The following is a 12206-nucleotide window of genomic DNA, read 5'->3' as shown; positions in this document are numbered from 1 at the left end:
TGGGTCAGGCCGCTATCGGCTGCGGCCAGACCCAATTCGATGGGGTCTGGGTTGGGCTGCGCATCTCGATGCACTCGGTCGGGCAGTCCTCGGCGCAGTCGCCACAGCCGATGCAGGCGTCCTCGAACACGGCATGGATCTGATCCTTAGCACCGACGATGGCATCGGTCGGGCAGCGTTTGAAGCATTTGGTGCAGCCGACACAAAGCCGCTCGTGGACAAAGGCCACCTTCGGCGCCTGCTCGGCCACCGCGCTCAGATCAACACTGACCCCGAGGCGCTGCGCCAAGGCCTGCGCCAAGGCGCGCCCGCCGGGCGGACAGAGGGTGACCGGCGCCTTGCCCTCGGCAATCGCCGCGGCCGCCGGCGCACAGCCCGGAAAGCCACATTGGCCACATTGAGAGCCGGGCAACAGTGCCTCGATCTCGGCCACCAGCGGACTCTCCTCAACCTTCAAGAAGCGCGCCGCAACGCCGAGCAGCGCGCCAAGTCCAAGGCCAAGGGTGGTCAAGCTCAGGATCGCAAAAACCATGATGTCGAAGGCTCCAAAGTGAGCGCTGAGGTTCGCACTGAAGTTAGCGCTGGAATCGGCTCGCGCGCGGGGCTAAAGGGGGCTAAAGGGTTGCCGGCTGGCTCCATCCGGCGATCAGTTGGAACGACCATCCTCACGCCAGCCCGGCGAAACCCATAAAGGCCAGCGACAACAGCCCAGCGACGATGAAGGCAATCGGTGCCCCGGCGAAGGTCGCCGGCACCTGCGCCAGTGCCAAGCGCTCGCGCAGCCCGGCAAAGAGCACCATCACCAAGGTGAAACCGAGCGCCGAGCCAAACCCATAGAGCAGGCTCTCGACAAAGCTGTGCTGCTCCTGGACGTTGAGCAAGGCCACGCCCAAGACCGCGCAATTGGTCGTGATCAACGGCAGAAAAATGCCAAGCACCTGATACAGGGTTGGCGAGAGCTTGCGCACGACCATCTCGGTGAACTGAACGACGGCGGCAATCACCAAGATAAAGGTCAGGATGCGCAGAAAACCGATATCGAGCGGCGCCAGCACCAGATGCTCCAAGACCCAGCTGGCCGCCGCGGCCAGGGTCAGCACAAAGGTCGTTGCCAACCCCATGCCCAGTGCGGTATCAAGCTTCCCAGACACACCCATGAACGGGCAGAGGCCAAGGAATTTGACGAGCACGACGTTGTTCACTAGCGCGGTCGCAAGGATCAGCATCAGGGACTCAGTCATAGGGCTTCAGCAGGACTCTCCGGCGAAGACAGACAACGCACAGCCGAGGCGGCGCGCACTCGAGACTCGTTGCATCTAGCAAACTCAATGCCAGCGCTGCGCAGCCCTCGCGAAAAGCCCAGCGAGCGATCCCTGACCTGGCCCGAAATCCTCATCAGACTGGGGTTTTGGCAGCACTGGACTGGCTCGACGGGCATTGCGACGGGCATTGCGACGGGCATTGTGCTTAGCTGCCAAGCATGCAGTCAGCTGTCGCGGACGACACAGCCAGCATGCTGGGCCACAGTAAATTGTCGTAAAACCGACAAGGCTATCTGCGTTTCCAGTCGGTCAAACATCCCTGTAGCCCCAAGAGCCGGGGCTTAATAGAGGCATGACAGCGTCGGCCAGCATAAGACCGGCATGAAATCTGCTTAAAACAGCTCCGGCGTCCGGGTTCAACGCCCCGAACTGCGCTGATGGCAGAAGCTGATGACATACGCTGATGGCACAGCAATGACTCGACACGAAAAAAGACTAGGTCACGATAGAGGAGACACCCATGGCTCGATCATCCCCGGAGAGCAGCGCGCCACTTTCGCAGCATTCAAGTCCGGGTACGACCTCGTCCCGTCAGGCGCCAGCGCAGGCTTTCAACACGTCTGCCAGCGCTAGCCTGAAGAACGCACAGCCCCTCATGCAAAATGCCATCTCGGCATTCTTGCGCGAGCCACCCGATGACACCCCGCTAGAGGTGCTGGCCGCGTTGCGACTGATGGCGGGAAACGCCTCCGAGCCGTTACCACCGCGCCTCTATTTCGAGACCGTCGAGCAAGCGCCCGTGGCAATCTCGATCACCGATCCAACCGCCAGCATCCTCTACGCGAACGCCGCGTTCGAGCATCTTAGCGGCTATCTGCGCGACGAACTGCTGGGCAAGAACCAGTCGATCCTGTCCAGCAATGCAACGCCAGACAGCATCTATCGTCAGCTCTGGCGCACCATCCAGCGCAAAAAAACCTGGACCGGAACCCTGGTGAACCAACGCAAAGGGGGTGATGAATACCTCGCCGAGCTGGTCATCTCACCGGTCCTCGATAGCAGCGGCGAGATTGCCTATTTCCTTGGCATGCATCGCGACGTGACGCGCGAACATGAACTCGCGACCGCGCTCAGACAGCAGAAGACACGTATCGAGAATGTGCTCGACGCCGCGCCAACGGTGATGGTGCTGCTCGACGCCGAGGGCGAGATCATCCTCGATAACATGGAGTACAAAAAACTGTTCGGCGACCTGCGCGGGCGCGAGCCCTTGCCGCTGATCCGTGCCGCGCTGCGTCAGCAGGCTGGTTTCGACCCCATCGAGCGCACCGTTCCCGCGACCGGCGGCGGCGAAGACTTCAAGAACGTCGAGGTCAGCCTCGAGGTACCCGGCGGCCTCGGTCCGCGTTGGTTCTCCTGCTCCGGCACCCGCATCAGCGAGCAGGACGGCAGTGCTCGCAGCTATTTCGGTCGCGGCAATCGCGGTGACGCCCGTCTGTTGCTGCTCGCCACCGATGTCACCGCCCGCCATCGCGAAATCGAGCGCGCGCATCTGGAGCATCTGCGCGCGCGCATCGCCGAGCAACGACTGGCGCAAGGCATGCGCGAAGCGCTGGCCGCCGCGAGCTACCAGATCCAGACCCCGCTCAACCTGCTGCGCGCGGCGAACGCCATGTTCGCCAATGGCGCCGGCACCCTCGAGGGCTTCGCGCCGACCCTGGCGCAGATTACCGAGACCAGCGAGCAGGCGCTCAAAACCCTGCAAGCGGCGCTCCCGGATGAGATCGTCGAGGCCTGTGTCAGTGTCAATGTCAACGAACTGGTGCGGCACGTGCTTGCCCTAGAGACCGATGCCCTGCTCGCCGCTGGCGTCACCGTCGACTGGCGTCCGGCGCATGTCCTGCCTGAGATCAGTGCGCGCCAGACCGAGCTGCGCTCGCTGTTCAAGAACCTGATCGACAATGCGCTGCAAGCAACAGGCGAAGCCGGGCGCAGCCAGCGCGAGCTGCATATCAGTACCCGCGCGCTCGATGACGCGGTCGAGGTCTGCATCCAGGACAGCGGCCCCGGCTTTCCGAGTGGCGATCGCTACAAGGCCTTTGAGCCCTTCTATATCGGCTGGCGAAACCGTCGCGGCCGTGCCGGCATGGGACTGCCACTCGCTCAGGAGCTTGCCAACCAGCATGGTGGCAGCATCGAGATCGACCCGGAATACAACGACGGTTGCCGCATCCTGGTGACCTTAACCAACGCCCTGCCCCGTGACTGACTTAGACCCCGTGCCAATGTACGACAAGGACCTACCAGAATCGCCACGCCCCGAAACGGGAACGGATACGCGAACAGAGATGCGAGTGGATACGCGAACGGATTCGCGAACGGATTCGCGAATGGATACGCGACGCGCCGATCTGCTTGAGGCGCAGCTCGCCGCCTTGTTCGATGTCAGCCGCATTCTGAGTCGCTCACTCCAACTGCGCGAAACGCTGCGCGCGGTGCTGCAAACATTGCACGAGCGCGAGCGTCTGTGCCTGGGCATGGTCAGCCTGCTCGACGAAGAGTCCGGCGACCTGCTGATCAGCGCCCTGCACGATGACGACGCCGCCCCGTTCGAGAAGGTGCGCTATCGCCGCGGCGAGGGGGTCATCGGGCACATCCTTGAGACCAATCAAGAATGGCTGCTAGAGCGGGTCAGCGATGAGCCGCGCTTTCTCGATAAGCTCGGTATGTTCAACCGTGACCTGCCCTTCATCGGCGTCCCGATCCGCATCGGCGATGGCCCCGCCGCAGGCGTGTTCGCCATCCAGCCACCCGTGCGCGATGAACACTTGCAGCAGCGCGCGCGTTTCACCGAGATGGTCGCCAATCTCATCGGCCAGGCGGTGCTGCTGGCACGCTCGGTCGAGGCCGAGCGGCGAGCGCTGCGCGAGGAGCGCGATGCCCTGCGGCGTCACGTCAAAGGCACCCATGGCTTCGACAGCATCATCGGCCACACCCAGCGCATGCGCATCGTCTTCGAGCAGGTGCGTCAGGTCGCGAAATGGAACACCACGGTCTTGGTGCGTGGCGAATCCGGCACCGGTAAGGAGCTGATCGCCAACGCCATCCATTACAATTCACCGCGCGCACAGAGCACCTTCGTCAAACTCAACTGTGCAGCGCTGCCCGACAATCTGCTCGAATCCGAGCTGTTCGGCCATGAAAAAGGCGCCTTCACCGGCGCCGTGAACCTGCGCAAGGGCCGCTTCGAGCAGGCCGACGGCGGCACCCTGTTCCTGGATGAGATCGGCGAGATCAGTCCGGCCTTCCAGGCCAAGCTGCTGCGCGTGTTGCAAGAGGGCGAGTTCGAGCGCGTCGGCGGCAGCCGCACCATGAAGGTCGATGTGCGCGTGATCGCGGCCACCAACCGCAACCTGGAGCAAGAGGTCAAGGCCGGCGAGTTCCGCGAAGACCTCTATTACCGGCTCAACGTGATGCCGATCGTGATGCCAGCACTGCGCGAACGCATCGAAGACGTGCCCGAGCTAGCCCAGTTCCTCGTCGCCAAGGTCGCCAAGCAGCAGGGCCGCGAGCTCAGCATCACCGACAGCGCGCTGCGCGTGCTGATGCGCTACGACTGGCCCGGCAACGTGCGCGAGCTGGAGAACTGCATGGAGCGCGCGGCGGTGATGAGCGAATGCGGGATCATCGACCGCGATGTGATCGACCTGACCGGGCTCGATGTCGGCAACCTACCCGAACCGCGCGCCGCGCTGACCTCGGCGGCGGGTTCAGGTTTCGGTGCTGGAGCTGGTGCCGGAGACAACGGCATCGACTTCGACGACCCGGACGTCGACGAGCGCGAGCGGGTGATCGCCGCGCTGGAGCAAGCCGGCTGGGTCCAGGCCAAGGCCGCGCGCCTGCTCAACATGACCCCGCGCCAGATCGCCTATCGGATTCAGACGATGAATATCAAGGTGAAGCAGTTTTGAGCAATACTAGCCCGCTAGCCCACCCAAACACGCGCATTCCGAAACAGCCGCATCCAGGGGCTGTCTTCGCCCCAATCATCAGGATGCCAGGACTGTTGTACGGTCCGGAAGATGCGCTCCGGGTGCGGCATCATGATGGTGACACGCCCATCGCTGTTGCAAAGGCCCGTGATGCCCTCCGGCGAGCCGTTCGGGTTCGCCGGGTAGCGGATGGCCGCTGTGCCATCGGCCTCGATGTAGCGTAGCGCTGTCATCGGGCCGGCGCTCTGCTGCTGTGCCGTATCACGGAACTCAGCTCGACCCTCGCCGTGCGAGACGACGATCGGCAGCCTCGCACCCTGCATCCCCTGCAGCAGGATCGATGGCGAGGGCCTCACCTCGACCATCAGCAACCGCGCCTCGAACTGCTCCGAGCGGTTGCGCACGAAATGCGGCCAGTGCTCAGTACCGGGGATCAGCTCGCGCAGGTTGGCGAGCATCTGGCAGCCGTTACAGACACCGAGCGCGAAGCTGTCAGCACGGGCAAAGAAGGCCTCGAACTGCTCGCGTGCGCGGGGGTTGAACAGGATGGTCTTGGCCCAGCCCTCACCCGCGCCGAGCACGTCGCCGTAGCTGAAGCCACCACAAGCGGCCAGCCCCTGAAAACCGTCGAGCCCAAGACGGCCCTCGAGCAGGTCGGACATGTGCACATCGATGCAGTCGAAACCGGCGCGATCAAAGGCAGCGGCCATCTCGATCTGGCCATTGACGCCCTGCTCGCGCAGCACAGCGAGTCGGGGCCGGGCGCCGGTCGCAATCAGCGGCGCGTCAATATCCTGGGCGGGATCGAAGGGCAGCACAGCGCTCAGACCCGGCTCATCGGCACTGATCCGCGCAAACTCTTCATCGGCGCAGTCGGGGTTGTCGCGCAGCCGCTGCATCTGCCAGCTGGTCTCGGACCAGGCCTGCTGCAGCTCGGCGCGGGTCGCCTCGAACAACAGCTGATCGCACTGGCGGATGCGGATCAGTCCATCGCTGCTGGGCCGGCCGAACGCATGGCTGCAGTCGCCGAGTCCAAGTTGGTGCAGTCGATCCAAGACCGCCGCCAGCTCGGCTGCGGGAACCTGCAGGACGGCACCCAGCTCTTCGGCAAACAAGGCCGCGATCAGATCACTTCGCCCCGGCAGCATCCCGAGATCGCAGTCGATCCCGCAGCGCCCGGCAAAGGCCATCTCGCAGAGGGTCGCGAGCAAGCCGCCATCGGAGCGATCGTGATAGGCAAGCAGCAGTCCGTCGTCCTTCAGCGCCTGCATCGCCGAGAAGAAGGCCTTGAGCAGCACCGGATCATCCAGATCGGGTGGTACCTCGCCGATCCGCCCGTAGACCTGCGCCAGCGCCGAACCGCCGAGACGATCCTGCCCACGCCCGAGGTCGACCAGCACCAGCAGGGTCTCGCCGCGATCGAGCCTTAGCCAAGGCGTCGCACAGCGGCGCAGATCGCGTACCGGTGCTACCGCCGAGACGACGAGCGAGAGCGGTGCGGCCATCTCGACGCGCTCGGTGCGGCCATCGCCGCCAGCAACGCCGGCCGTCTCTTTGGAGCCATTCGCACCCTTCGCAACAGCCGGATCTCCTTCACCGCTTGCATTCGCAGCAACGGCAGCACTTTCTGCAACAGACCGGTCGGCTGAACCGCCTGCATCTTCTGCACTGCCTTGATGCTGCGCAGCGCCTCTGACGGCTGCCGATCGACTGTCGTTGACAGCGCCCGCGTCCTCAGCCAAATGCGCTGCACCCGGGCGCAATACCGGCCGCTCCCAGACCGTCTTCATGCTCATCGAGTCCTTGCCCACCGGAATCGCGATCCCCAGCGCTGGACACAGCTCAAGTCCAACCGCGCGCACGGTTTCATACAGACGCGCGTCCTCACCAGGATGCCCGGCCGCGGCCATCCAGTTCGCCGAGAGGCTCAGCTGTTCGACACCCTGAATGTTGGCGCCGGCGATGTTGGTAATCGCTTCGCCGACCGCCATCCGCCCGGACGCCGGGGCATCGAGCAGCGCGATCGGCGCGCGCTCACCAACCGCCATCGCCTCGCCGCGGTAGCCATCGAAATCGGTCAAGGTCACCGCGCAATCGGCCACCGGCACCTGCCAGGGACCGACCATCTGATCACGGTTGACCAGGCCGCCGACGCTGCGATCGCCGATGATGATCAGGAAGCCCTTCGCGGCCACGGTCGGCAACCGCAGCACGCGGCCAACCGCATCGGCCAGATCGATCGCCGCCAGATCAAGCGCGTCGCCAACGGCCTCGACCGAGCGGACATCGCGCAGCATCTGCGGCGGCTTGCCGAGCAGCAACGACAGCGGCATCTCGATGGGAACCGTGCCAAACTGGCTGTCCTTCAGGATCAGCTGCTCGTCATCAGTCGCCTCGCCAACCAGCGCATAGGGGCAGCGCTCGCGCGCGCAGATCGCCTCGAACTCGGCCAGCCGCGCCGGATCGATCGCCAGCACATAGCGCTCCTGCGCCTCGTTGCACCAGATCTCCATCGGCGACATGCCGGGGTCGGCGTTCGGCACCCGGCGCAGCTCGAAGCGCCCGCCACGTCCGCCGTCATGGACCAATTCCGGTAGCGCATTCGACAAGCCGCCGGCGCCGACATCATGGATGAACAGGATCGGACTCGCCTCGCCGCGCGCATTGCAGCGGTCAATCACCTCCTGACAGCGACGCTGCATCTCCGGATTGGCACGCTGAACCGAGGCGAAGTCCAGATCCTCGGCACTGGCGCCGCTGGTCATGCTCGAGGCCGCGCCGCCGCCGAGTCCGATCAGCATCGCCGGCCCGCCAAGCACCACCAGCGGCGCACCCGCAGGGAACCCTGCCTTCTCGACATGGGTCTCGCGCACGGCACCGACACCGCCGGCGAGCATGATCGGCTTGTGATAGCCGCGCAGCTCAAGACCGCCACCCGGCCGTGGCACCTGCTGCTCAAAGCTGCGGAAATAACCGGCTAGATTCGGCCGGCCGAACTCGTTGTTGAAGGCAGCGGCGCCGATCGGTCCATCACGCATGATCTCGAGCGCCGAGCAGATCCGCGCCGGCTTGCCCCAGTCCTGCTCCCAGGGCTGCTCGGCGCCGGGGATGCGCAGATTCGAGACCGAAAAGCCACAGAGGCCGGCCTTGGGTTTCGCGCCGCGGCCGGTCGCACCCTCGTCGCGGATCTCGCCGCCGGAGCCAGTCGCCGCGCCAGGATCGGGGGCGATCGCGGTTGGATGATTATGGGTCTCGACCTTGAATAGGATGTGCAGCGGCTCGTCGCTGCGTCGATAGCGGCCATCGCCGTCGCCAGACGCGGCGAAGCGTTGGCCTGGCCAGCCCGCGATCACCGCCGCATTGTCTTTGTAGGCCGAGAGCACGCCGGCCGGCGAGCAAGCGGTGGTGTTACGGATCATCGCGAACAGCGACTGCGGCTGCGGCTCACCATCGATCACCCAATCGGCGTTGAAGATCTTGTGTCGGCAATGCTCGGAGTTGGCCTGCGCGAACATCATCAGCTCGACATCGGTGGGATCGCGTCCCAGTGCGGTAAAACGCTCGGCCAGGTAATCGATCTCATCGGCGGAGAGCGCGAGGCCAAGCTCGCTGTTGGCCCGATCCAGTGCCGATCGACCCTCGGCCAGCAGCGCGACCTGAGCAAGCGGCCGCGGCTCGGCTTGGGCGAACAGACACTCGGCCTCGGTCGGATCGCGCAGCACGATCTCGGTCATGCGGTCGTGGAGCAGCGCGGCAGCCGTCGCGAGCGCGGCCTCGTCCAGCGTATCGATCGCGACATCGACATTGGCGTCGAGATCGACATCGGCATCGGCATCGAGATGGGTATCCATAGAGATCAGCCGAAGACGATAGGCCGTGCCGCGCTCAAGCCGGCGGATCGCGTTCAGCCCACAATGCTGGGCGATATCGGTGGCCTTCGATGACCAGGGCGAGATCGTCCCGGGGCGCGGCACAACCAGCAGCAGGCTGCCTGCTGCGGGCGAGCCCACACCACCGGATCGGGTTGAGTCCTCAGCCAACGGCTGTCCACCGCCAGCCCATTCGCCCTGAGCGATCGCGGCAGACGACTCAGCAGCAAGACCGAGCGCAGCCTCAGCCGCCGGCCCATAGCGAAGCAGCCGCGTCAGCACCGCCTCCTCATCGGCTTCGAGCACCCGCGTCAGATCGACGAAGTGGACAAACTCAGCCGCCAAGCGGCACTCAGATAGCCCAGCCGCGCGCAAACGCGCCTCAAGCTTGGACAGACGAAAATCGGACAAGGCGGGCGCGCCGCGCAGTATGCGCATCAGAACGAGCTCCAAAACAGGGATCGCGGGAATCAACGGCTAGATGATACGCGAGCCTAGAGCAATGAGTCTGGGCGACAAGTCTGGATCAGCTGGGCTAGGCTAGCGCAGATTCCATGATCGTCAATAAGGCACTCAACAGCATGCGTTTCGAGTTCGAGCCAATCGGCATCTGCCGCTCAGCCTACACCGATAAATTCGGCATCCCGCGGCAGCCGAGGCTGGTCACCGCTGCCGAGGCGCAGATTGAGCTGCTGCCGCCCTATGATCGCGAAGAGGCCTTCCAGGCGCTCGAGGGCTTTTCCCACGTTTGGCTGGTATTCATCTTCCACGCCGATTGCCTTGAGGCCAAATGGAGCCCAACGGTGCGTCCGCCACGGCTCGGCGCCCAAACCAAGGTCGGCGTCTTCGCCAGCCGCTCGCCTTATCGGCCGAACCCGATTGGAATCTCAGCCGTCGCCCAGCACGGGCTTGAGCGAAAAGGTCAGCGGCTGATGCTCAAAGTCGCCGGTGCCGATCTGCTCGACAGCACGCCAATCCTCGATATCAAGCCTTATGTACCCTATGCTGATGCCATCCCAGAGGCTCGAGGCGGCTTCGCCCAGGCGCGGCCCGAACCGCGCTTTGCCGTCCACTTCAGCACTCATGCAGTAGCCGCCATCGCCGAGCAGGACCCCCAAGACCGGCTCCGCCTGCGTGAGCTGATCGAGCAGGTCATCGCCCAAGACCCACGCCCCGGCTACATGGATCGCTACCCCGATCGGCGTGAGTTCATATTGCAGCTCTACGCGCTGGAGATCCACTGGCGACTCGAAGGCGATTGTGCGCGAGTGACTCGCATCACCCCGCTGACGAGTTCGGGTTGATGTGAGCCGGTGTCTACGCCCCCGGCCCTCAAGGCCGCAGACATCGAAGCGATCAAGCAACAAGGCGACATGACGACCGAAGGTCTCGATCCGGAACGCGGGCACCATCAGCCCGGCCTGGCTTGTTTGGGTCGATCTTGTTTGGACGATCTTGTTTGGACGATCTTTGTCTCAGCTGTCTTCGTCTCAGCGATCTCAGCGATTCTTGTTCGAGTCGTCCTGACCGGTGCCGTCGTTGCCTGTGTTGCGCTGCTCGCACTCAAAGCGGCGGAAGCGTGCGCTGCCGTCCGGATCGGTCTCGGTCAGGGTCATCATCAGGTTGGAAAGATTGATCTTGAAGCGCCCCTGCTGGGCCTCGATCTGCTTGCCGGTCATCCAGATCGCCTCCTCATTCTGAAGATAAGCAGCGCTGCTCTCGATGATGGCAAAGTCATAGGTGAAATCTTCACCTGGCCTGCTCTTAGTGACCAGCACATCAATCGGGCCAGACTCCTTAGGTGCCTGCTCGTCGTAGCTCAGCTCGCCTGGCGCACCAAAGCTCACCGCGCGCATCGGCTGCTCGACACAGATCAGATCCAGCCGCTCTGGCTCAAAGCCGTCAGCGGCCCACAATGCCGCCACGGGCGCCATCAAACCCAACAAGCAGGCCGCAAGCGCGGGCGCTAGTGGACAGGCAGGGACAGCCGGGCGCAGGCAGGAAAGCATGCGCCACGACAGACTAAGATCGGTTTCGTTCATCAATGCCTCCAACAAAGAGATCATCCTCGATCATCAGGGACAACGCTCGGCGGGTTCGAGCGCCGGTTATCTCAGCTGACCACGAAGTCGGGCCAGCTCGACGAGCAGTGCCTCTTTTTCGGCGCGTTCACGTTCTTTTTCCGCGCGTTCATGAGCTTTCTCACGACGTTGCTGTTCGGCGAGCCGTTCGGCCGTCGTGGCTCGCTGCTCGGCTTGCTGACGCGCTTGCTCGGCCTGCTGGTGCGCTTGCTCGGCCTGCACACGCGCCTGGCGATCCCGCTGCCAGTTCGGCAGCACGAAGGGCGCGTAGACTGGGTCCTCGAGCATTGCCTCTGGGCTCGGCTGGCGGCTGAGATCCTCGAGCCGAAAGCGAAAGCCGGGCAGGATCGCTGAGCGGATGAGGCCGGCTTCGCGGGGGATGGGCTCGTAGAGGCCGAAGGCGTTGCGCCGATAGAACAATTGCCAGCGCGGGTCATGGTGGATGATGTAGTACTCGGGCACGCCGGCAGCTTGATATTCGTCGTGCTTTTGCTCGGTGTCGCGCCGAATCTCGGCTGGGCTGCTGTCGGAGAGGGCTTCGACGCAGAGGTCGAAGGTACCTTGGTAGGAGCGGTCCTGGTCTGCGAGCGGCTGAGGATTGCTGTCGAGCACCAGGCCGAGGTCGGGCTTGCGGATGGCGATCTTGTTCGGCAGGCTGAGGCGAAAGCCGAATTCCAGGCAGGTCAGGTAGGCGTTGCGGTGGGTATCGAGGTAGAGCCGAAACAGCCCGAGCAACCATTGGTAGATCCAGGTAGTGAGGGCATCAGACACCGGCTTGACCTCCAGTACGCCGTTATTCCATTCGTAGCCGTTTTCGTGTTCATAGTAATGGGTCCAGTAGTCGGCTTCGCTGACGCGGGTGCCTGCTGGCGGGTCGATAAGCGGTTGGCTTTCGGCATCGCCCTCTTGGGGGGCGGCGGGCCGCGGATGCTCGGCAAATGCGCGGGGCGACATCATGGGACTCCTATGGATGCAGGCCAGCATAGCCGGCTACTGACCGGC

Annotated in this window: 8 protein-coding genes; 3 read left to right on the top strand and 5 right to left on the bottom strand. The window is 64.1% G+C overall.

Annotation, left to right across the window (positions count from 1 at the left end):
• Positions 1 to 4: 4 nt before the first annotated feature.
• Together CCR96_RS11645 and rsxA are read right to left on the bottom strand one after the other, a co-directional pair.
• A complete protein-coding gene (locus CCR96_RS11645; RefSeq protein ID WP_201220295.1) occupies positions 5 to 532 on the bottom strand; it encodes an RnfABCDGE type electron transport complex subunit B in 528 nt (175 codons plus the stop codon).
• A gap of 133 nt (positions 533 to 665) precedes the next feature.
• Complete coding sequence (gene rsxA, locus CCR96_RS11640; RefSeq protein WP_201220294.1) at positions 666 to 1241, bottom strand: electron transport complex subunit RsxA; 576 nt, start codon at positions 1239 to 1241, stop codon at positions 666 to 668.
• 676 nt (positions 1242 to 1917) lie between these two features.
• On the opposite strand from rsxA, the gene nifL reads away from it, so the two are divergent.
• Positions 1918 to 3531, top strand: coding sequence for a nitrogen fixation negative regulator NifL (gene nifL, locus CCR96_RS11635; RefSeq protein WP_201220293.1), 1614 nt, complete (start codon positions 1918 to 1920; stop codon positions 3529 to 3531).
• Between the two features lie 121 nt (positions 3532 to 3652).
• Positions 3653 to 5233 carry a nif-specific transcriptional activator NifA gene (gene nifA, locus CCR96_RS11630; protein WP_201220292.1) on the top strand — a complete coding sequence of 527 codons (1581 nt, stop codon included), beginning with the start codon at positions 3653 to 3655 and terminating at the stop codon, positions 5231 to 5233.
• Positions 5234 to 5247: 14 nt separating this feature from the next.
• Here nifA and purL read toward each other — a convergent pair whose 3' ends face one another.
• Complete coding sequence (gene purL, locus CCR96_RS11625) at positions 5248 to 9561, bottom strand: phosphoribosylformylglycinamidine synthase (protein WP_201220291.1); 4314 nt, start codon at positions 9559 to 9561, stop codon at positions 5248 to 5250.
• Between the two features lie 116 nt (positions 9562 to 9677).
• On the opposite strand from purL, the gene tsaA reads away from it, so the two are divergent.
• Complete coding sequence (gene tsaA, locus CCR96_RS11620) at positions 9678 to 10427, top strand: tRNA (N6-threonylcarbamoyladenosine(37)-N6)-methyltransferase TrmO (RefSeq protein WP_242518959.1); 750 nt, start codon at positions 9678 to 9680, stop codon at positions 10425 to 10427.
• Between the two features lie 195 nt (positions 10428 to 10622).
• Here the strand turns inward: tsaA and CCR96_RS11615 are convergent, their stop codons facing one another.
• Both CCR96_RS11615 and CCR96_RS11610 read right to left on the bottom strand, forming a co-directional pair.
• Complete coding sequence (locus tag CCR96_RS11615; protein WP_201220290.1) at positions 10623 to 11165, bottom strand: hypothetical protein; 543 nt, start codon at positions 11163 to 11165, stop codon at positions 10623 to 10625.
• 66 nt (positions 11166 to 11231) lie between these two features.
• Positions 11232 to 12158 carry a Uma2 family endonuclease gene (locus CCR96_RS11610; RefSeq protein ID WP_201220289.1) on the bottom strand — a complete coding sequence of 309 codons (927 nt, stop codon included), beginning with the start codon at positions 12156 to 12158 and terminating at the stop codon, positions 11232 to 11234.
• Positions 12159 to 12206: the final 48 nt, after the last annotated feature.

This window comes from Halochromatium roseum (genome assembly GCF_016653315.1).
Lineage (GTDB): Bacteria > Pseudomonadota > Gammaproteobacteria > Chromatiales > Chromatiaceae > Lamprobacter > Lamprobacter roseus.
Note: the sequence above shows the minus strand (reverse complement) of the source record. Positions and strands in the feature narration are given on the sequence as shown.

Bases quoted from the DNA above. Each gene is read 5' to 3' on its own strand.
- CCR96_RS11645 (WP_201220295.1), bottom strand. From the start codon at position 532: ATGGTTTTTGCGATCCTGAGCTTGACCACCCTTGGCCTTGGACTTGGC.
- rsxA (WP_201220294.1), bottom strand. From the start codon at position 1,241: ATGACTGAGTCCCTGATGCTGATCCTTGCGACCGCGCTAGTGAACAAC.
- nifL (WP_201220293.1), top strand. From the start codon at position 1,918: ATGCAAAATGCCATCTCGGCATTCTTGCGCGAGCCACCCGATGACACC.
- nifA (WP_201220292.1), top strand. From the start codon at position 3,653: ATGGATACGCGACGCGCCGATCTGCTTGAGGCGCAGCTCGCCGCCTTG.
- purL (WP_201220291.1), bottom strand. From the start codon at position 9,561: ATGCGCATACTGCGCGGCGCGCCCGCCTTGTCCGATTTTCGTCTGTCC.
- tsaA (WP_242518959.1), top strand. From the start codon at position 9,678: ATGATCGTCAATAAGGCACTCAACAGCATGCGTTTCGAGTTCGAGCCA.
- CCR96_RS11615 (WP_201220290.1), bottom strand. From the start codon at position 11,165: ATGAACGAAACCGATCTTAGTCTGTCGTGGCGCATGCTTTCCTGCCTG.
- CCR96_RS11610 (WP_201220289.1), bottom strand. From the start codon at position 12,158: ATGTCGCCCCGCGCATTTGCCGAGCATCCGCGGCCCGCCGCCCCCCAA.